Annotated in this window: 19 protein-coding genes; 12 read left to right on the top strand and 7 right to left on the bottom strand. The window is 40.4% G+C overall.

Annotated features, from left to right (window positions below; genetic code table 11):
- Positions 1-114 precede the first annotated feature (114 nt).
- Genes HMPREF0027_RS09780 through HMPREF0027_RS09785 form a run of 3 tightly spaced genes read left to right on the top strand, consistent with a single transcriptional unit; the run spans position 115 to position 1,965 of the window.
- Positions 115-1,041, top strand: a complete 927-nt coding sequence (locus tag HMPREF0027_RS09780) for a prolipoprotein diacylglyceryl transferase (protein ID WP_005624775.1) — start codon at positions 115-117, stop codon at positions 1,039-1,041.
- Positions 1,041-1,250 carry a LacI family DNA-binding transcriptional regulator gene (locus tag HMPREF0027_RS12800; protein WP_005624777.1) on the top strand — a complete coding sequence of 70 codons (210 nt, stop codon included), beginning with the start codon at positions 1,041-1,043 and terminating at the stop codon, positions 1,248-1,250. The genes HMPREF0027_RS09780 and HMPREF0027_RS12800 overlap by 1 nt, the downstream gene beginning before the upstream one ends.
- The gene (locus HMPREF0027_RS09785; RefSeq protein WP_005624778.1) at positions 1,225-1,965 is read left to right on the top strand and encodes a trehalose repressor; all 741 of its coding nucleotides are present in this window, start codon (positions 1,225-1,227) and stop codon (positions 1,963-1,965) included. Before HMPREF0027_RS12800 ends, HMPREF0027_RS09785 begins: the two co-directional genes overlap by 26 nt.
- Here HMPREF0027_RS09785 and HMPREF0027_RS09790 read toward each other — a convergent pair.
- Genes HMPREF0027_RS09790 through HMPREF0027_RS09810 form a run of 5 tightly spaced genes read right to left on the bottom strand, consistent with a single transcriptional unit; the run spans position 1,952 to position 6,570 of the window.
- Positions 1,952-2,707: a class I SAM-dependent methyltransferase gene (locus HMPREF0027_RS09790; protein ID WP_005624779.1), complete on the bottom strand. Its 756-nt coding sequence runs from the start codon at positions 2,705-2,707 to the stop codon at positions 1,952-1,954. The genes HMPREF0027_RS09785 and HMPREF0027_RS09790 overlap by 14 nt on opposite strands.
- A gap of 1 nt (position 2,708) precedes the next feature.
- A complete protein-coding gene (locus HMPREF0027_RS09795; protein ID WP_044024513.1) occupies positions 2,709-3,317 on the bottom strand; it encodes a glutathione S-transferase in 609 nt (202 codons plus the stop codon).
- Positions 3,318-3,357: 40 nt separating this feature from the next.
- Positions 3,358-4,362 (bottom strand): anthranilate phosphoribosyltransferase, encoded by a 1,005-nt coding sequence (gene trpD, locus HMPREF0027_RS09800; RefSeq protein WP_005624783.1) that lies wholly within the window; start codon positions 4,360-4,362, stop codon positions 3,358-3,360.
- A gap of 56 nt (positions 4,363-4,418) precedes the next feature.
- On the bottom strand, positions 4,419-5,006 hold the full coding sequence (locus HMPREF0027_RS09805; protein ID WP_005624785.1) for an aminodeoxychorismate/anthranilate synthase component II: 588 nt from the start codon (positions 5,004-5,006) through the stop codon (positions 4,419-4,421).
- A 13-nt stretch (positions 5,007-5,019) separates the two neighbouring features.
- Positions 5,020-6,570 (bottom strand): anthranilate synthase component 1, encoded by a 1,551-nt coding sequence (locus HMPREF0027_RS09810; RefSeq protein WP_005624786.1) that lies wholly within the window; start codon positions 6,568-6,570, stop codon positions 5,020-5,022.
- Between the two features lie 171 nt (positions 6,571-6,741).
- Between HMPREF0027_RS09810 and HMPREF0027_RS09815 the strand changes: the two genes are divergently transcribed.
- The 3 genes from HMPREF0027_RS09815 (at position 6,742) to rluB (ending at position 9,462) form a co-directional block, all read left to right on the top strand.
- On the top strand, positions 6,742-7,638 hold the full coding sequence (locus tag HMPREF0027_RS09815) for a Dyp-type peroxidase (RefSeq protein ID WP_044024514.1): 897 nt from the start codon (positions 6,742-6,744) through the stop codon (positions 7,636-7,638).
- A 77-nt stretch (positions 7,639-7,715) separates the two neighbouring features.
- On the top strand, positions 7,716-8,333 hold the full coding sequence (locus HMPREF0027_RS09820; RefSeq protein WP_005624790.1) for an L-threonylcarbamoyladenylate synthase: 618 nt from the start codon (positions 7,716-7,718) through the stop codon (positions 8,331-8,333).
- A gap of 85 nt (positions 8,334-8,418) precedes the next feature.
- The gene (gene rluB, locus HMPREF0027_RS09825) at positions 8,419-9,462 is read left to right on the top strand and encodes a 23S rRNA pseudouridine(2605) synthase RluB (protein ID WP_005624792.1); all 1,044 of its coding nucleotides are present in this window, start codon (positions 8,419-8,421) and stop codon (positions 9,460-9,462) included.
- 71 nt (positions 9,463-9,533) lie between these two features.
- On the opposite strand, the gene HMPREF0027_RS09830 is transcribed toward rluB, so the two are convergent.
- Positions 9,534-10,463 carry a LysR family transcriptional regulator gene (locus HMPREF0027_RS09830; protein WP_005624794.1) on the bottom strand — a complete coding sequence of 310 codons (930 nt, stop codon included), beginning with the start codon at positions 10,461-10,463 and terminating at the stop codon, positions 9,534-9,536.
- A gap of 302 nt (positions 10,464-10,765) precedes the next feature.
- Between HMPREF0027_RS09830 and HMPREF0027_RS09835 the strand changes: the two genes are divergently transcribed.
- On the top strand, positions 10,766-11,620 hold the full coding sequence (locus HMPREF0027_RS09835; RefSeq protein ID WP_005624796.1) for a Slam-dependent surface lipoprotein: 855 nt from the start codon (positions 10,766-10,768) through the stop codon (positions 11,618-11,620).
- 92 nt (positions 11,621-11,712) lie between these two features.
- Here the strand turns inward: HMPREF0027_RS09835 and HMPREF0027_RS09840 are convergent, their stop codons facing one another.
- Entirely contained in the window at positions 11,713-12,114 is a 402-nt protein-coding gene (locus HMPREF0027_RS09840; RefSeq protein WP_005624798.1) for a hypothetical protein, read from the bottom strand.
- Between the two features lie 216 nt (positions 12,115-12,330).
- On the opposite strand from HMPREF0027_RS09840, the gene metE reads away from it, so the two are divergent.
- The 5 genes from metE to HMPREF0027_RS13175 all read left to right on the top strand — a co-directional run.
- Entirely contained in the window at positions 12,331-14,604 is a 2,274-nt protein-coding gene (gene metE, locus HMPREF0027_RS09845) for a 5-methyltetrahydropteroyltriglutamate--homocysteine S-methyltransferase (RefSeq protein WP_005624800.1), read from the top strand.
- Positions 14,605-14,717: 113 nt separating this feature from the next.
- Positions 14,718-15,197 carry a tyrosine-type recombinase/integrase gene (locus tag HMPREF0027_RS09850; protein ID WP_005624803.1) on the top strand — a complete coding sequence of 160 codons (480 nt, stop codon included), beginning with the start codon at positions 14,718-14,720 and terminating at the stop codon, positions 15,195-15,197.
- Between the two features lie 316 nt (positions 15,198-15,513).
- The gene (locus HMPREF0027_RS09855) at positions 15,514-16,014 is read left to right on the top strand and encodes a calcium-binding protein (protein WP_005624806.1); all 501 of its coding nucleotides are present in this window, start codon (positions 15,514-15,516) and stop codon (positions 16,012-16,014) included.
- A gap of 126 nt (positions 16,015-16,140) precedes the next feature.
- Positions 16,141-19,599 (top strand): transcription-repair coupling factor, encoded by a 3,459-nt coding sequence (gene mfd, locus HMPREF0027_RS09860; RefSeq protein ID WP_044024550.1) that lies wholly within the window; start codon positions 16,141-16,143, stop codon positions 19,597-19,599.
- A 119-nt stretch (positions 19,600-19,718) separates the two neighbouring features.
- A partial coding sequence (locus HMPREF0027_RS13175; RefSeq protein WP_420834424.1) for an IS1/IS1595 family N-terminal zinc-binding domain-containing protein occupies positions 19,719-19,813 on the top strand: 95 nt, incomplete at its 3' end.

A 19,813-nucleotide genomic window follows, 5' to 3' on the forward strand; every position in this document is an offset into this window, starting at 1 on the left:
CCCCTAAATCGTTGAAGTCGATCACAAAATTTTCGTGAAACAAGGATTGATGAATTTACTCTATACTCGGCTCAGGTATAATACAGCCTCTTTTGTTTACTGGGGACAATAATAATGCGTTACAAAGCTCTCTTATCTTTTCTCTTTGCAGTATTGAGCAGCACTGCGGTTGCTAAGTGGGAAAAAATCAATGATGTGGATTACACTTGGGGACCGTTCAAAATTTATAATATTTCCCTATTTACAGAAACGGGCGAATATAAGAATACGGAACGCCCAGTAATGTTGACATTGAAATACAGTAAACCGGTTGATGGTCGAGATTTCGTGATTTCAGTAGCGAAATCATGGGCGAATTTGGGGATTACACTTCCTGCACAAGATGAAGTGATCGATCGACTTCGTAAAATCTTACCGGATTTAAAACCGGATGATTCATTAAGCTATATTGCGTTAGCTGATCGTGGTTATTTTGTGTTAAATGATCAGGTGATTGAGCAAGATTTTAATGCTGAATTTAATGATGCAATGCTGGCTATTTGGTTAGATCCGAAAGTTGAGTTCAGCTATAAATTAATCGCTAAGAAAGTAGAAGGTGCAGAGCAAGAAGTACACCAGTCAGCAGAATATCGCCAAAGTTTGGAAGAAATTTCAATTGAACCGAAACAACAGAAGTTATCGACTAAAGCTGAATTAACGGATCAGCCGGCATCAACCGAACAAGCGGTGGATTCTGAGTCACAATCGACAAAATTAGAATCGCCGAAACCGACTAAAAAAGTGGATATTGCAAAAGTTGCAGAAGTTAAACCGGCAAAGACTGATATTGAAAAAACACAAAATAAAACGGCTGTATCGGCTTCTGAAGCCGTGGTAGAACCGGCTGAAGAAAAAACTGAAACACCAGCTGTAGCACTGGAAGCTGAGACTAAGCCGGTAGAGCAGAAACCAGAACCAACGAAGGAAGAATTAGAAAATCCGGAGAAGGAAATCTTGCCGGAATCTGACCCTACTCCTGCTTACCAACTACCTGTATCCTAATGAAATTAACGATTAAAGATATTGTCGCACGTTGTAATGTTGGTAAATCCACCGTGTCTCGAGTGTTGAATAATGATCCTAAGGTGAGTGTTCAGACTCGAGAACGAGTGCAAACAGTCATTGATGAGTTAGGATTCCAGCCGAATCAAAGTGCTAGAGCAATGAGAGGGGCATCTTCTCCTGTTGTTGGAATTATTTTCCACCGCTGAATCTCAAACTTTAAGCACGATTTTACAGCAGCTATACGCTAAAAATATTACCCCTCTGATTGTTGAGAGCCAATTTCAACCTGAATTAGTGACTCGCCATTTTGAATTATTCCGCCAACGTCAGGTGGATGGCGTTATTCTATTTGGTTTTTCACAACTTTCACTTGAAATTATTCAGCAATGGCGAGGTTCATTGGTGACTGTAGCACGTGCTTATCCGAATATTCCGGCGGTATATTATGATGATGAGAATGCGATTAGTATATTAATGACGAAATTGTATCAGCAGGGGCATCGTAACATTGCCTACTTAGGCGTAAATGATCAAGATGAAACAACCGGTCATGATCGCAATCGCAGCTATTTGGCTTTTTGTAATTCTCATCAGATTTCCGCTAATTTAGTGGAAGCGGAATTGACGATTGAAAGCGGCTATTTACAGATGCCGAAGTTAATGTGTAAACCGGTATCGGCGATATTGTGTGCCAGCAGCTCGCTAGCGATTAGTACATTAAAATATTTGCAAGAAAATCAGCAAAATCTACCGCTTGCTTGTATCGGGCAAAATACATTATTGCAGTGTTTTGCAACCAATTTGCTTACGCTGGATTTTGGTTATCCTCAGTCGGGAAAATGGGCGGTGGAATTGTTATTAATGCAGCTCGGCGGCAAAACAACTACCGAGCAACGCAAAGTACCGGTTAACCTTTCTTAACCGCTTTAATAAACAGTAATGGCGGGCGATGTTGTAGATCTTTAAACTCGTTATGCCATTGCGGTTGTTCCGTCAGCATTGGCTCTTCCACTTGCACGATTTCAAAACCGGCTTGAATCACCTGATTGCAGATTGTTGCCATGGTGCGATGATAGGTTTTGAATGCTTGTTGGAACCAACTTCTGTTTCGCTCCCCCTCATCTCGATAATAATTTAAACGATAAGCAACTTGTTGTTTTTGCTCATTTTTCTCCCAACGATAGCCGTCTTTATAGCAAGTGACGATCGGATGTTCTTGGGTAAAAATCAGCGTACCGCAAGCGGTCATTTTTGCGGAAATTTTTGCAAGTAAGTCAGCAAAGTCCTCAATATAATGGAACGCAAACGAGCTGGTGATCACATCAAAATTATCTTCTGGAATTTTATCTAATTGTTCCATTGGCAAGCTGTGCAGTGAGAAAGCGGTCGATTTTGGCCAATTTTTTGCTAAATTACTTTCCGCCTGTTTTAGCATGAGTTCCGATAAATCCAGCCCGACAACTTTACTCGCACCTAATTCTAAATAATGCGCCAAATGCACCCCAGTACCACAACCCAAATCTAACACTTTTTTATTGGTAAGAGCCGGTAAAAGTGAAAACATCGTAGGCTTTTCCACCACTTCATTCATACTGATTGGGTTTTCACGTAATTGTTGATAACGTTCAAAGAAAATCGGGGTATCGTAAATACTTTTTTTCATTTTATCCTTTTAACCATTCTTGATATGTAGGTAATGCTAACATTTTTTGCAGATATATCCGCACATTTTCATCAAAATAGTGGGCTAATCCGTAAGTATTAATTCTTGCCGCTACCGGTAACAAAAAAGCATCTGCCGCAGTGAATAGTGAACCTGTTAAATATTTGCCAGCAAATTGTTGTAAGCCTTGTGCAAAAATCGTGTTTAAGTGTTTGAGCTCATCTTCTAATTGTTGAGGAATTTCCGTAAGCGTAATTTTTTCAAGCGGTCGAAAATCACAAATATTTCGCAAATACTCAAAACCGGAATGCATCTCGGCACAAACAGAACGAGCCCATGCTCGAGCTTTTTTATCCTTTGGCCAAACTTGCGGATAACTTTCGGCAACGTACTCAATAATCGCCAAACTATCCCAAATTTGTAGCTGATTGTCATATAAAACAGGAATTTTTGCTGTTGCTGAAAAGGTAGAAAATTGTTGTCGTTGCTCATTGATATCTGCGAGGTAGCGGACAATTTTTGGCTCAAAAGGAATATCTAGCATTTTCAGTAGAATCCAAGGACGAAGCGACCAAGACGATTTAGGCGGATTGATATAAAGCTGATACATAAATTTTCCTATAAAAAAGCCCACAAATGTGGGCAATATGTTACTGGTATTGGGCGAGCTTTTGCAAGGTTTGGTAGGCTTTATCTGTTCTGAGCAAATCTTTGACACGTTGTACGTTGGTTTTTAAATCTCGTTCTCCGAATGTGCGCATGAGCATAGCAGTATTTACTGCAACCGCATCAATATGTGCCGCTTCGCCTTTGCCTTTTAATAAAGCGGTAATTTTTTCCGCATTTTCTGTAGGCTCACCACCTTTTAACGCCTCAATTGAATGGCGTTGGATACCGAAATCTTCTGGTGTCAGTGTGAAATAATGGATTTCGCCTTGTTCAATTTCAGCGACTAAAGTTTCGCCGTGTACAGCCACTTCATCTAAACCGGAACCGTACACCACAATCGAATGTTGATGATTTAAGGTGCGTACCGTTTCTGCATAAATTTTTAACACATCCGGTGAATAAACGCCGAGTAATTGGCGCTTAGCGTGTGCCGGATTGACTAACGGCCCCAGAATATTAAATAGTGTGCGAGTTTTCAGCGCTTGGCGTACCGGTACAGCGTGTTTAAAACCGGCATGGTAAAGCGGTGCAAATAAGAAACAGAGATTATTTTCATCTAATACCTGGCGCGCGGTTTGGGGGGAAATCGCCACATTAATTCCTAATACGGATAGCACATCGCTGGCACCGGTTTTACTGGAAACGCTGCGACTACCGTGTTTTGCGACTTTGTAACCTAAAGTCGCCGCTACAATCGCACTGGCGGTAGAAATATTAATTGTATTTTGCCCGTCGCCACCGGTTCCGACAATATCGGCAAAATCGTAATCGGGAGTTGGGAATGTAGTTGCATTTGCAAATGCAGCTTCAACCGCTCCGGCAATTTCCTCAATTGTCTCTCCCCGTACTTTTAACGCAATTAATGCGCCGGCGAGTTGTTCGTTAGAAACATTACCTTGAATTACTTGTTCAAAAAAGTATTGTGATTCTGCTTTTGTGAGCACTTGGTTCTCAAATAATTGGCTAAGAATGTTGTCGAGTTGCATAGTGTTATCCTGTTTTCGTTATACTGATAAGCGGTTATTTTTCTAAATTTTTTTGCTTAATGTTGTGTGGAAAGCAGCCATTCGACCGATTGTTTTAATAATTTAGTGCCTTCTACGGTTAGGATTGATTCTGGGTGAAATTGAAAGCCGCAAATCGGTAATTGTTTGTGGCGAATCGCCATCACGATATTATCGAAGCGAGCATTGATTTCTAACTCCTCCGGCAGATTATCACCCATTAGTGAATGGTAACGGGCAACCGGCATCGGGTTATTAATACCGTGGAACATTGCTTGGTTATCGTGTTCAATTTTTGACACCTTGCCGTGTAAAACGGTGCCGGTATGCACGATACGTCCGCCTAACGCTTCGATAATTGCTTGATAACCCAAACAAATGCCAATCATCGGTACAACGCCTTTGAGCTGTTTAATGATTGCTAACATATTGCCAGCTTCTGCCGGTGTGCCTGGGCCGGGCGAAAGTGCCACAATACAATTTTCGGTAGTTTGTGCTTTTTTCAAAAAATCTTCCAACGGGTAATCATTACGGAAAATTGTCACTTGATGACCTAATTCACGAAATTGATCGACAAGGTTGTAGGTAAATGAATCAAAATTATCAACAAAAAGAATATGTGCCATAGCTTATCCGTCCTTATTTAGTATTCACTTGCGCGATTGCTTTTAATACGGCTTTCGCTTTATGACGTGTTTCATCCGCTTCCGATTGCGGATCTGAATCCAATACTTCACCGCAACCAGCTTGTACGTAAGCGATACCGTTTTGCACGAATGCAGAACGAATCACAATGCAAGTATCTAAATCACCTTGTGAGGTTAAGTAACCGACTGCACCGCCGTAACTGTGGCGTTTTTGTTGCTCTACTTGGTAGATTAATTGCATCGCTTTAATTTTTGGCGCACCGGTTAATGTACCCATATTCATACACGCCTGATAAGCGTGTAACGCATCTAAATCGCTACGTAATGTGCCGACCACGCGAGAAACAAGGTGCATAATTTGTGAATAGCGATCGATTTGCATCAGATCCACCACTTTACGTGTACCGGCTTGGCAAACTCGTGCGACATCATTACGAGCCAGATCGACTAACATTAAATGTTCTGCCAATTCTTTTTGATCTAAACGTAATTCCAATTCTAAGCGTGAATCCAATTCCGGATCGATATTGCCATTAGCATCAAATCCACGCGGACGAGAGCCGGCAATCGGATAGATTTCTAATTGACGATTAGCTTGTGAATATTTCAGCGCACTTTCGGGTGATGCACCGAATAAAGTAAAGTTTTCGCCTTGCATAAAGAACATATACGGGCTTGGATTATTAATTTTAAGCTGACGATAAGCGGCCAAAATATTCGGGCAAGGCAAACTAAAACGGCGTGACGGTACAATTTGGAACACATCACCGATATGAATATGATGTTTGAGTTTTTGAACGATCTGTTTAAAGTCTTCATCTTCAAGATTGGTTTTTACTTCACCACTTGCCGCTTGAATCGGTAAACGTAATTCACAAGGCTGATATTTTGCAAGAATTTGGCTAAATTCGACCGCTTGTTGCTGTAAGCGGCTTTGCTGTGTTTCATCAAAACAGAAAGTGTGCAACACTGATTCCTGTTTTTGGTGGTCAATAAACACTAATTGTTCGGCAAGATAGAAGCTGTAATCGTGGCAACGTAAGCCATCATCTTGTAATTGAATACCGTCCATCGGAATAAAATGAGCGACCAAATCGTAGCTAAATAAACCGCCTAAATAGATCGGATCCGCTTTATCTGCAAAAAGTTGGCTCACACAACGTAAACCGTCAAACACAGTGCTGGTTTTAAGTTTACTATCTTCATCTAAATTTTGGGCAATAGGTGGAAAGGTTGCCGACAAGTGGTTAAATTCCGTTGAAACTTTGCAATTTGGAGCCGGAGATAACTGAGCAAATGCTGCTTGAATATGGGGAAGTACGGCTTTACCGTTTTCAGTTAACGCCTCACAAGTGACGGTTTGAGCATCACAATAAATATGTAATGCGGATTGGGCAAACAATAAACTTTTTAGACTGTTTTTACTGTGAATTTCTGCTGAGTCTAATAAAAGTGTATGTGGTTTATTATCGCATAGGTGATAAAACGCTACGGTTGTATCTTCATAATAGGGAAGTTGTGTTTGCTGAGTATTTAGATTCATTTCACGATTCCTTGTTTTATCTTTTAATTTTGCACTATTAAACTAGTATAAAAATGATAAGTCAAGTGATTTTTTTAATACTGGAATTTGACTAAAACGGCTGATTTTATTTACTCGCTTTTGTACAATAACGATTGTTTCTTATCTATTTTCTTGCTTATGGGATACATTATGGCAACTCCACAATCCGGCATTACACTAACGCATCGTAAATCGGGCATTTTTATTGAAGCGAATATTTTAAATATTGAAACGTTTCGTTCTAAAGTTCATACCATTCAGCATAAATTTCAAGAAGTTCAGCAGCAATTTTCTACGGAAGAATTAGGGCTTACCTTGGCTTTTGGTAAAGCGCTTTGGAACCAGCTAAAGACTAATTCCGCTGCCGAATTGAAGGATTTTATTGCATTAGGCAAAGCCGAACGAGAGTATGCGCCGGCAACCCAACGTGATTTTTTAGTGCATATCCAATCTAATCGTCCAGATATTAATTTTTCTATCGCTTTAATGGTGGTGGAACAATTAAAAGAAGTGGCAGAAATTGTGGAAGAAACCCATGGTTTTCGTTGGGTAGAAGAGCGTGATCTAACCGGTTTTATTGATGGCACTGAGAATCCGCAAACCGATGAAAAATTGCGTGAAGCCGCTTTAATTGAAGACGGTGAGGATGCCGGTGGTAGTTATGTATTGAGTCAACGTTATGTTCATCAATTAGCAAAATGGCATAAGATGAACACGGAACGTCAAGAACAAGTGATCGGCAGAACAAAAGCGGACAGCGTTGAGCTTGAGGATGTGCCGGAAAATTCTCACGTAGGGCGTGTGGATTTAAAAGAAAACGGTAAAGGTTTAAAAATTTTACGCCACAGTTTGCCGTACGGTTTAGCGAGCGGCGAGCATGGTTTATATTTTATTGCTTTTGCAAAACGTTTACACAATATCGACCAACAGCTTAAAAGTATGTTTGGTGAATTAGACGGCAAAACAGACCGCTTGTTAGGCTTTACTAAGCCGGTTTCCGGTAGTTATTATTTTGCGCCGTCGCTAGAGCAATTAGCGGCACTCTAAGAACGGTATAATTCTTTAGAGAATATAAGAATGTTGGTGTATAATGCACCAACATTTTTTTCGAAGGATATTACGCTATGAGCCAATTTTTTTATATTCATCCTGATAACCCTCAGGCACGTTTGATTAATCAAGCGGTAGAAATTATTAAAAATGGTGGCGTTATTATTTATCCGACAGATTCAGGTTATGCTTTAGGCTGTGCAATCGGTGAAAAACACGCAATTGATCGCATTGTTGCGATTCGTAAATTGCCCGAAAATCACAATTTTACCTTGGTATGTAGTGATTTGTCAGAGCTTTCCACTTACGCATTAGTCACTAATCAATCTTATCGCTTAATCAAAAATAACACCCCAAATCCTTACACCTTTATTTTGCCGGCAACCAAAGATGTGCCGCGTAGATTAATGACCAAACGTAAGACAATTGGGATTCGTGTGCCGGATAACGCAATTGCTTTGGCTTTAATTGCAGAGCTGGGCGAGCCGATTTTATCTTGTTCGCTTATGCTACCCGATACCGAAATTACCGAATCGGATCCGGATGAAATTCGAGAGCATTTGGAACATCGTGTGGATTTAATTATTCATGGCGGTTATTTAGGTCAAGAACCGACAACCGTAATTGATTTAACCGAAGATAGTCCTCGAATTATCCGTGAAGGCTCGGGCGATATTACACCTTTTAATTAATTTACATCTTCTCCGTTTATGCACGGAGCAGTGGAGAAATCCATATTTCAGACACTCGTGAGAGCGACAAATTTAAGGAATTTTAATGACAACATTTCAAAAAAAACAAACCGATAAACGTTCAGTGTCTTTTAAATCACAAGGCGAAAAGCGTTTATCACCTAATAAGTTTGATGAACAATTGGAAAGACGTGCTCGTCCAACTTCGAAACCGTTAGTAAAAAGAGTAGTAAAACCAACCGCTTCTAGTGTAGAAGTTACAGAAAAAAAAGCCAAAGTAGTCGGTGAAAAGCTACAGAAAATTCTAGCGCGTGCAGGTCAGGGATCTCGTCGTGAATTGGAAGAGATTATTGCGGCAGGACGTGTGAGCGTTGACGGTAAAATTGCAAGTTTAGGCGATCGTGTACAGGTGAGCAGTGCGACCAAAATTCGTATTGACGGTAATTTGATTAGCCTTATTCCGGCACAGAAAGAAATTTGTCGTGTGCTGATGTATTACAAACCAGAAGGTGAATTATGTACTCGTTCTGATCCGGAAGGCCGTGCAACCGTATTTGATCGCTTGCCTCGCTTAACCGGTGCGCGTTGGGTTGCAGTTGGTCGTTTGGATATTAATACTTCTGGTTTATTACTGTTTACTACAGACGGTGAGTTAGCGAATCGTTTAATGCACCCGAGCCGTGAAGTAGAGCGTGAATATTCCGTGCGTGTGTTTGGTAATATTGATGAAGCGATGCTACAACGTTTACGCAAAGGTGTTCAGTTAGAAGATGGTCCGGCAAACTTTAAACAGATTAAAACCGTTGGTGGCACAGGTTTAAACCAATGGTTTGATGTTACTTTAACTGAAGGACGTAATCGTGAAGTACGTCGTTTATGGGAATCGCAAGGTGTTGAGGTTAGTCGTTTGATTCGTATTCGTTACGGTAATATCAAATTAGAAAAAGGTTTACCTCGTGGTGGATGGGAAGAAATGGGCTTAGAGCAAGTAAACTATTTGCGTGAGCTTGTTGGCTTACCGGCGGAAACCGAAACCAAAGTGGATGTGATAAAAAATCGTCGTCGCACCAATATTCGCCAAATTCGTAAAGCGGTAAAACAGCATTCTAAATATCGCGCGAAAGTATAATAAATTAGTAATAAAAGAAACGGCCAGATTGATAAGAATCAGGCCGTTTTCATATTCAGTGCAATTAACGTTTAATCTTCTAAAACCATTAACCCCGGTAATGTTGCAAAACTTTGAGATTTTACCGTATTATGGAAATCGTTTAGATAAGCGTAGTTCTGATCCGTTTCTCGGTATGCGCCGTATAGATTACTATATAAGCCTTTCTGAGTGATCTTCTTGGCAACAACATAGCCTCTATCTAAATAAGGTTTTACTGCCCAATAAGGTAAGGTCGCAATACCTCTTTTACTTGCAACCAATTGAATGATCGCAATGGTCAATTCGCTAGTTCTACGGGTTGGATTAATTCCAGCTGGACGTAAGACTTTGCGTAGTAAATCTAGCATATCATCCGGAACCGGATAAGTAATCCAAGTTTCGTCAATAAAATCTTCCGCTTCCCAGATATCTTTTTGAGCCAACGGGTGATCTTTAGCACAAATTCCTACCATTTCATAAGAAAAGAGCGGGCGGTAAATGATCCCTTCTGTTTGTTCTGCCTCTGCAACGACTGCCCAATCTGCCCGATGCGTTAATAATAAACCGACGGTATCCGTATGGAAGCCGGATACAATATCTAACTCTATTAATGGCCAACTCTGGCGGAAAGTATCCATGGCTGGCATTAACCAGTCAAAACAAGTATGGCATTCAACCGCAATTCTTAATTCCCCTACTTCACCTTGTTTCACTCGTGCAAGATCAAGTTCTGCTTCCGCTACTTTAGGTAAAATTTCATGAGCCAATTTTACTAATCGATCTCCTGCCGGTGTAAAACGTAAAGGTTGTGTTTTACGTTCAAATAATGTGAGCTCATATTGATCTTCTAATAATTTTATTTGATGAGAAAGGGCTGATTGTGTCAAGTGGACACGTTTTGCTGCAAGAGAAACACTGCCGCTTTCTTTTAAAGCGAGTAATGTTTTGAGATGGCGAAGTTCAAGAAAGATGGGTTTCATTTACAATTAATAAAGTCTTCAGAAAATTAAGTAGTAGGATGAGTATAATATAAATTATTGTTTTAAATAAGTAAATTCTTTCCATTATAATTGAAAGATAAATGATTTAATTTATGGAACTAAATAAATTTATATTTTTCTATATGGGATTTTTATTATTTGGATAGTGTTTTTTATTATTTTTTAGTTGGGTAGTTATATTGAATAAATTAAAATAATAATTTACATAACCCTAGGTTATTTATTTTAACTTATATATGCTTTAATAAATTTCTTTATAAGGATATATTAGGAGTGTATATATGCAAAAAATTGCAAAACTAAGTTTAACTGTATTAACTGGGCTTGTATTAAGCGCTTGTGGAAGTAGTGGCGGCGGTGACAATAATGATTTATCAAATACTGCTGTAAATGTACCGGTAGCTGATAATATGCCTCAGCCAACTACCCCTTCTCAGCCAAACAATCCTTCTAATGATAATAATCGAACCTATACACCGGTATTAGGAAATATGCCTTCAAATTCATCAACAGGAACTGTTCTTGTGATATCGAATCAAGACGATGATGTTTTGGAAAAACGAGTTGAATTACATAATTCAAATACTGAACTCTTAAATGTTGAAGATACAGAAATTCGCGTTGGCTATAAAAGTTCGGGTATTTATGCGGGAACTTGGTTAGATATGGGACTTTTAAGTGCTTGCTGTGATAAATATAGCGCAGTGCGTTTTGGAGTTCTCGATAGTTATGGTCCGGAAGTAGACAGTTATATGTTCTATAATGGTTCTCCTACGGCTTCAATGCCAACTAGCGGTACGGCGACTTATACCGGTCATGCAATTATTGCCGGTAACACAAAGCAATTTGATGAACATGATTGGTTGAAAGGTACTTCTCAGTTTAATGTTGATTTCGGTTCGAAAAAACTGAACGGTTCTTTAAATATTGATACGCTTGATGCGGTGAATATTACGGCGGATATTTCCGGTAATAGCTTTGCCGGTGCGGCAAATTCAAATAGTTTTCCAACCAAAGCAAATGTAGAAGGTAAATTCTACGGCGAAAATGCGAAAGAACTTGGCGGTATGATTAGAGATGTGTCTAACATTGGTAGTGATACTTCTTGGGGCGCAGTATTCGGTGCTAGCCAATAATTATTAGTTGAATTGATAAGCGGTCTAATTTTATTCTTTTTTTGCAACAAAGGTGTATTGCAAATAATTGAACAAATTAGACCGCTTTATTTTTATTGAGTGGTTTTTGCACAAACTGTTTCTTTGCCGATTTCTTTTTGCCAGCAGCTCCAATAACTGTAGTGATCCGCCCATTGCATATTTTCATCTAAAGAGAAGAAGACAGTTTTTGTTTTATCCGGTTCAGGAATTTTATCCGGCATTTTTTTACTAATTAGCCCGTATTCCGTTCCCGTTATTTCGTATGTCAATTCATAGGCGGAAACATAGAATCGGTTATGATTGATGGTAATTTGATCGGTGAAATATTGATTACCGTGTACGATTCCTTGTTCAAGGCGTTCCACGTCACATTGTACGCTTTTTAGTTTCTTCCCTGTTAATGAATATAAGCATTCATCGGCATAAGTGGTATTAAGTGCTAAAAGGGCGCAAAGTCCTAGCCATATTTTCATTTTTCCTCCCTAAAAAATGTGTTGATACGTTACTAGCATAGCATAAAGGGTAACTTTATGGCGAATGTGTAACTCTTTTGAATATTAAAAATATTCATAATTAAATTGAAAATTATGAAGTTGCATAATGTTTAAGGTTCTTGCATTATTTTTGACACAGCTTAGCGGATTAATCGCTAAGTTAGCTGAATAACAAACAGATCGCAGGAGTACAGTATGACAACATTACATATCTTAGGTTTCCCACGTGTAGGGGCAAAACGTGAATTAAAATTTGAGCAGGAACGCTACTGGCGTAAAGAATTAGCCGAACAAGATTTATTAGATCTAGCAAAAGCGTTACGTGAAAAAAATTGGCAACATCAAGCGCAAGCCAATGCGGATTTTGTCACGGTCGGCGATTTTACGTTTTACGATCACATTTTAGATCTACAAGTAGCAACCGGCGCGATACCGGCTCGTTTTGGTTTTGACAGCCAAAGTTTGACCCTTGATCAATATTTCCAATTAGCACGTGGTAATAAAGAGCAGTTTGCGATTGAAATGACCAAATGGTTTGATACTAACTATCACTATCTTGTACCGGAATTTCAGAAAAATACCACGTTTAAGGCGAATCCTACGCATTATGTGAATCAAATTCGTGAAGCGAAAGCTGCCGGACATCAGGTTAAACCGGTAATCGTCGGTCCGCTCACATTTTTATGGCTAGGTAAAGAAAAAGGCGAAGCCTTTAACCGCTTTGATTTACTCAAGCAACTTGTGCCGATTTATTTTGAGATTTTAACCGCACTCGCCGCTGAAGGTGTGGAATGGATTCAAATTGATGAACCGGCATTGGCATTAGATTTACCTCAAGAATGGCTTGCGGCTTATCAAGATGTTTACGCTCAATTAGCTAAAGTGAATGCGAAGCTATTATTGGCAACTTATTTTGGCTCGGTGGCAGAACACGCTGCTTTATTAAAAGCGTTGCCGGTAGACGGTTTACACCTTGATCTCGTGCGTGCGCCGGAACAACTCAGTGCATTTGAAGATTATCCGAAAGTGCTTTCTGCCGGTGTGATTGACGGGCGTAATATTTGGCGAGCGAATTTAAATCGTATATTGTATGTGTTGGAACCATTAAAAGCAAAATTTAATCAGCGTTTATGGATTGCACCGAGCTGCTCGCTATTGCATACACCTTATGATTTAGCGGTAGAAACGCAATTACAGCAAAATAATCCTGAATTATATCGCTGGTTAGCTTTTACCTTACAAAAAGTGGCAGAGTTGCAAGTTTTAAAACAGGCGTTAAATGCAGGGCGGTCAGCGGTCGCAGAGCAATTAAATGACAGCCAAACCGCGGCAGATGCTCGAGAAAAAAGTAAAGTGATTCATAAAGCGGAAGTCGCGCAACGTTTAGCTAACTTACCGGCAAATGCGGATAAGCGCCAGTCACCTTTTGCCGAGCGAATTAAATTGCAAAATAAATGGCTAAATTTACCGCTTTTTCCGACTACCAATATCGGTTCTTTCCCGCAAACATTGGAAATTCGTCATGCTCGTGCTGCATTCAAAAAAGGGGAACTATCGCTTGCCGATTATGAAGCGGCAATGCAAAAAGAAATTGAATTTGTGATTCGTAAACAAGAAGAGCTGGACTTAGACGTATTAGTTCATGGCGAAGCGGAACGTAACGATATGGTGGAATATTTCGGTGAGTTGCTGGACGGTTTTGCTTTCACCAAATTCGGTTGGGTACAAAGCTACGGTTCTCGTTGTGTAAAACCGCCGGTGATTTATGGTGACGTCACTCGTCCTGAACCGATGACAGTGCGTTGGTCGCAATATGCTCAAAGCCTGACGGATAAAGTAATGAAAGGCATGCTAACCGGTCCGGTGACGATTTTACAATGGTCGTTTGTGCGTAACGATATTCCTCGTTCTACCGTATGTAAGCAAATTGGCGTGGCACTTTCTGACGAAGTATTGGATCTGGAAAAAGCCGGAATTAAAGTGATTCAGATTGACGAACCGGCAATTCGAGAAGGCTTACCGCTTAAACGAGCGGATTGGGATGCTTATTTACAATGGGCGGGAGAAGCGTTCCGTTTAAGTTATATGGGCGTAAAAGACGATACCCAAATCCACACTCATATGTGCTATTCGGAATTTAACGATATTTTACCGGCGATTGCAGGGCTTGATGCGGATGTGATCACGATTGAAACTTCACGCTCTGATATGGAATTACTCACAGCGTTTGCCGATTTCAAATATCCGAATGATATCGGCCCAGGCGTTTATGATATTCATAGTCCTCGTGTACCGACAGCCGGCGAAATCGAGCATTTATTACGTAAAGCATTGAAGGTAATTCCGAAAGAACGTTTATGGGTGAATCCGGATTGCGGCTTAAAAACGCGTGGTTGGAAAGAAACTATAGAGCAATTACAAGTCATGGTGGATGTAACGAAGAAACTGCGTACTGAATTAACACAATAGTTTGGTTGAGATAGTTTTCAATCTATTGATAAAACAAGCGGTCTAATTTGTAAAAAAATTTGCAAATTAGACCGCTTTTTTATGAATGTTGCAATGAGGATTTCAAAGATTTAATGGATCTCGCTTATTTAACAGGGCAACGCCCCGTCGATTTAACGAATATTCAGAGAAGCCATATAGCGAATAGCTATCTGCACATTGTACAACAGAAAACAGCCGCCAAGCTACGCATAGAGTTGAAAGGAAAATTGAAAGAAATTCTTGAAAGGCGATTTAAAAATGGAAAAGACTACCTATTCTATACTCAAAGAGGAGCTCGCTTTACTTCCGAATATATCACAGCGACATTTGCCGTAATACGAGAAAAAGCGATCAAACAATACCCAGACTATGCGGAAGAATTAAGACAATTTCAATTCCGAGATCTACGGGCAAAATCAGGTACAGATAAAGCAATGCTACTTGGAATGGAAGCCGCACGCCAACATCTCGGCCATACATCTGAAAAGATGATGAAAGTCTATGTCCGCCTAGCTCCAATTATCCCACCACTTGAAAATAGTGTTCCTAAAGCTGATAAAAAGGGCGAATAACTTCGCCCAATTTATCAGAAGCGTGACACTATACCTACCTAATTCTAGTAAATAGTTTCGGAACAGCCCATATTTTTTCGGAACAATCCTTAAATATGATAGAATTTCCCTTTGACTACCAACAATTTACAAGCGTTAAGTCTAAATGTGAGATTTTTTACAAAAACCAATTGATCCTCAACGTCCGTTTGATCCACAACAACCAATTCTACAAGAACCAGTTCCACAAGATCCAATCTGTGGTTGTCCGGAAGATGATGCTCCAACCCCACCACGGGAAGCTGATAATGAAATTTTTGGCGATGAGTGTGATAATGTGCTTTGCGGTACAGAGCTGAAAGATCTGATTGATGGCGGTGCTGGTAACGATACTTTATACGGTTTCGGCGGTCACGATAATTTATTCGGTGGCGAAGGCCACGATATCTTAGTAGGCGGTCTTGGTGCTGGCGACTATCTTTCTGGTGGTGTAGGTAGTGATACTTATATCTTCAGCGGTGATTTCGGTCACGATGTGGTTGCAGACAAAGGTGCGAAAAGTGATTTTGATTTAATTCGATTCACTGATTTAAATTCAGAGGAAGTAACATTCAGCCTTAAAGGTAGTAACTTATTTATTACAGATACTACGGATGAAGGTAACTTTATCGAAGTAGTTAACTACTTAAATGACGGCGCAAACTCAATTGAGCAATTCGATTTCAAAGACGGTAGTGCAACAGTTGACGTAGTTTATAACACTGATGGTTCTTGTGATATTTGTGTTTCATACACTCCAGTACAAGTACAACAAGAGCAAGTAAGCTTCTACGCTTAATTTAATATACATCCATTAACAAAGGGGGCTCTTGTAGTCCCCTTTTATCTATTAATCTAATCGGTTTTGTAAAAATGAGGCTTTGGGCTACAATATTTGCAAATTTTTCAACAAGATCGACCGCTTATGTCATTTATTCAGTTTAATCTGCCTTTAATTGCTCAGCAAGAAGGGGGCAAATTCCAAGATCATCAAACGCTCGGTAATTTAGTTGGGCATTCAGATGCTTTAGCCATTGCCGAAGCTGCGGCGCAATCTAATGGTTTAAGCGTAGTAGTAACACCGGATACCCGCACCGCATTACGTCTTGAAAAGGCTTTAATGCAATTTAGCCAATTGCCGGTTTCGGTCTTTCCAGATTGGGAAACCTTGCCTTACGATAATTTTTCACCGCATCAAGATATCATTTCAGCCCGTCTTTCAGCGTTATTCCATTTGCAACAAGGCAATAAACAAATTTTTCTATTGCCAATCAATACGCTGTTACAGAAAGTTTGTCCGCCGAGCTATCTCGCCAATAATGTGTTCTTGATTAAGAAAGGTGACCGCTTTTCAATTCAGTCGCTACGTTTACAGTTGGAAAATGCCGGTTATCGAGCAGTGGAACAAGTATTGGAATACGGAGAATATGCGGTGCGTGGAGCATTGCTTGACCTCTATCCTATGGGGGCGGAAAGTCCGTTCCGTTTGGATTTTTTTGATGATGAAATCGATTCGATCCGCACCTTTGATGTGGATAGTCAACGCACAATAGCCGAAATCAACGAAATTAATTTACTACCGGCACACGAGTTCCCGACCGATAGCAATGGGATCGAGCATTTTAGAAGCAAATTCCGTGAACAATTCGGTGAGATCCGCCGTGAACCGGAGCATATTTATCAGCAAGTCAGTAAAGGGATTTTGAACGCAGGGATTGAATATTGGCAGCCACTATTCTTCGAAGAAATGGCGAGCCTATTTGATTATTTAGCGGAAAATACCTTATTTATTACCTTTGACGGTATTGCAGAAAAAGCAGAGCAGTTCCATAAAGATACCGCTCAGCGTTATGAAAGTCGCCGAGTGGATCCGATGCGTCCGTTGTTAGCACCTGAGAAATTATGGTTTTCAGTTGATGAAGTTAATCGTCATTTAAAAGGCTATCCACGCCTGACATTGAGTACGGAAAAAGTCAGAAAATCGGTAGCTAAACAGAATGCCAATATTGATAAGCTACCGGAATTGGCAATTAACTCGCAGTTAAAAGAGCCGTTTGAGGCGTTCAATAAATTCCGTAGTAAATTCGATGGACAGATTTTATTTTCAGTAGAAAGTGAAGGTCGCCGAGAAACCTTGCTTGAATTACTTTCACCGCTAAAAATCAAACCGAAACAGGTTAAATCATTAGCGGAAATTGATTCGCAAATTTCACTGATTATTTCACCACTTGATCAAGGCTTTATCATTGAAAATGTAAGCGGTCAAAATTTAGCAATTATTTGCGAAACGGATTTCTTGGGCGAAAAAGTCCAAACAAAACGTTCTGAGAAAAATCGCAAAATAGTCAACCCAGATACGCTCATTCGTAACCTTGCAGAACTCAAAATTGGGCAAGCCGTAGTGCATTTAGAAAACGGTGTCGGACGTTATGCAGGGCTAACTGTGCTGGATGCCGGCGGTATTAAAGCGGAATACCTCGTCTTACTCTATGCGAACGAGGCGAAGCTCTATGTACCGGTGGCTTCATTACATCTGATTTCCCGTTATATCGGTGGGGCGGATGAAACTGCGCCGCTACATAAACTCGGTTCGGAAGCATGGGCGAAAACACGCCAAAAAGCAGCGGAGAAAATCCGCGATGTGGCGGCGGAATTACTTGATGTGTATACGAAACGAGAATCGCAAAAAGGCTTTGCATTTGCCTACGATCGAGATAGTTTTATGCAATTTAGCCACACTTTCCCGTTTGAAGAAACTGAAGACCAGAAAACCGCAATCAATGCGGTCATTAGCGATATGCGCTTGCCAAAAGCAATGGATCGCCTTGTCTGTGGCGATGTCGGTTTCGGTAAAACCGAAGTCGCAATGCGTGCCACTTTCTTAGCGGTGGAAAATCATAAACAGGTTGCAGTACTTGTGCCGACCACACTTTTAGCACAACAACATTTCGAGAATTTCAAAGATCGTTTTGCCAACTATCCGATTAATGTTGAGGTACTTTCTCGTTTTAAAACCGCTAAAGAGCAAAAAGCGATTTTGGAAAAGGTGGCGGAAGGCAAAGTGGATATTTTGGTCGGCACGCACAAACTGCTACAAGAGGACGTACAATTCCGTGATCTCGGTTTACTTGTGATTGATGAAGAGCATCGTTTCGGCGTGCGCCAAAAAGAGAAAATCAAACAATTGCGAGCTAATGTTGATATTCTCACGCTCACCGCAACGCCGATTCCTCGTACGCTGAATATGGCGTTAAACGGTATGCGAGATCTTTCTATTATCGCTAGTCCGCCGGCACGCCGTTTAACAATTAAAACCTTTGTGCGCCAACATGATGATCTGGTTGTGAGAGAAGCTATTCTGCGTGAAATTCTGCGTGGTGGGCAAGTGTATTACCTGCACAATGACGTGGCGACAATCGAAAACTGTGCGACTAAGCTGGCGGAATTAGTACCGGAAGCTCGAATTGTGATTGGGCATGGACAAATGCGTGAACGTGAATTGGAACGTGTGATGAGCGATTTTTATCATCAGCGTTTTAATTTGTTGGTTTGCTCAACCATTATCGAAACGGGAATTGACGTGCCGACCGCTAACACGATTATTATTGATCGTGCGGATAAATTCGGCTTGGCACAGCTGCACCAGTTACGTGGACGTGTCGGACGTTCTCATCATCAGGCTTACGCCTATTTGCTGACACCACCGCCAAAAACATTAACCAAAGACGCTCAACAGCGTTTGGAAGCGCTCAGTTCGATTGATAACCTTGGTGCCGGATTTGTATTGGCAACTCACGATTTAGAAATCCGTGGTGCAGGCGAATTACTCGGTTCGGAACAAAGCGGGCAGATCGAAAGCATCGGTTTCTCACTCTATATGGATTTACTCGAAAATGCGGTAAAAGCTTTGCAAGAAGGGCGTGAACCGACTTTAGAAGAAATCACTCAAAATCAGGTCGAGATCGAGTTGCGCATACCGGCATTGTTACCGGACGATTATGTACCGGATGTGAATATGCGTTTATCGTTCTATAAACGGATCGCTTCGGCAGAAAGTGTTGATGCATTGAAAGATTTGAAAGTCGAACTTATCGATCGCTTCGGATTATTACCGGAGGCAACGAAAAATCTATTCCAAATTACTCAGCTTCGTCATTTGGCAACACCGCTCGGCTTGAAGAAAGTTGATGCAGGGATTAACGGTGGCTATTTGGAATTTAAACCGAGCGCACAACCTGACCCGATGAAGTTCTTACAACTGATTCAATCGGATAAGAACGTCTATAAATTTGAAGGCGCGCAAAAATTCCGCTTTAATTTACCGCTTGCAAGCAATGCGGAACGATTGGAATTTGTTTCAGCTTTGATTGAAAAATTGGTTTAATTCATTAAGGGTAAGCGGTGAAAATTTGCAAATTTTTAGGGATAGTGGACAAAATTGAGTCTACAAAGTGGGTTAAAACCTTGTACTATAAGGCTTTATAAAAATGACTAAAAAATTGCATTTCCTGCTCATCTTTTAACCTCAAAAAATATGGCAAAATTAATGGTGTTCAACGCTATAAATATCTTGATTGCCATCATAATTTTGTTGCATT

Origin of the sequence: Actinobacillus ureae ATCC 25976, from assembly GCF_000188255.1 — a bacterium.
Lineage (GTDB): Bacteria > Pseudomonadota > Gammaproteobacteria > Enterobacterales > Pasteurellaceae > Actinobacillus > Actinobacillus ureae.

Coding starts and splice junctions, on each gene's coding strand:
- HMPREF0027_RS09780 (WP_005624775.1), top strand. CDS start 115: ATGCGTTACAAAGCTCTCTTATCTTTTCTCTTTGCAGTATTGAGCAGC.
- HMPREF0027_RS12800 (WP_005624777.1), top strand. CDS start 1,041: ATGAAATTAACGATTAAAGATATTGTCGCACGTTGTAATGTTGGTAAA.
- HMPREF0027_RS09790 (WP_005624779.1), bottom strand. CDS start 2,707: ATGAAAAAAAGTATTTACGATACCCCGATTTTCTTTGAACGTTATCAA.
- HMPREF0027_RS09795 (WP_044024513.1), bottom strand. CDS start 3,317: ATGTATCAGCTTTATATCAATCCGCCTAAATCGTCTTGGTCGCTTCGT.
- trpD (WP_005624783.1), bottom strand. CDS start 4,362: ATGCAACTCGACAACATTCTTAGCCAATTATTTGAGAACCAAGTGCTC.
- HMPREF0027_RS09805 (WP_005624785.1), bottom strand. CDS start 5,006: ATGGCACATATTCTTTTTGTTGATAATTTTGATTCATTTACCTACAAC.
- HMPREF0027_RS09810 (WP_005624786.1), bottom strand. CDS start 6,570: ATGAATCTAAATACTCAGCAAACACAACTTCCCTATTATGAAGATACA.
- HMPREF0027_RS09815 (WP_044024514.1), top strand. CDS start 6,742: ATGGCAACTCCACAATCCGGCATTACACTAACGCATCGTAAATCGGGC.
- HMPREF0027_RS09820 (WP_005624790.1), top strand. CDS start 7,716: ATGAGCCAATTTTTTTATATTCATCCTGATAACCCTCAGGCACGTTTG.
- rluB (WP_005624792.1), top strand. CDS start 8,419: ATGACAACATTTCAAAAAAAACAAACCGATAAACGTTCAGTGTCTTTT.
- HMPREF0027_RS09830 (WP_005624794.1), bottom strand. CDS start 10,463: ATGAAACCCATCTTTCTTGAACTTCGCCATCTCAAAACATTACTCGCT.
- HMPREF0027_RS09835 (WP_005624796.1), top strand. CDS start 10,766: ATGCAAAAAATTGCAAAACTAAGTTTAACTGTATTAACTGGGCTTGTA.
- HMPREF0027_RS09840 (WP_005624798.1), bottom strand. CDS start 12,114: ATGAAAATATGGCTAGGACTTTGCGCCCTTTTAGCACTTAATACCACT.
- metE (WP_005624800.1), top strand. CDS start 12,331: ATGACAACATTACATATCTTAGGTTTCCCACGTGTAGGGGCAAAACGT.
- HMPREF0027_RS09850 (WP_005624803.1), top strand. CDS start 14,718: ATGGATCTCGCTTATTTAACAGGGCAACGCCCCGTCGATTTAACGAAT.
- mfd (WP_044024550.1), top strand. CDS start 16,141: ATGTCATTTATTCAGTTTAATCTGCCTTTAATTGCTCAGCAAGAAGGG.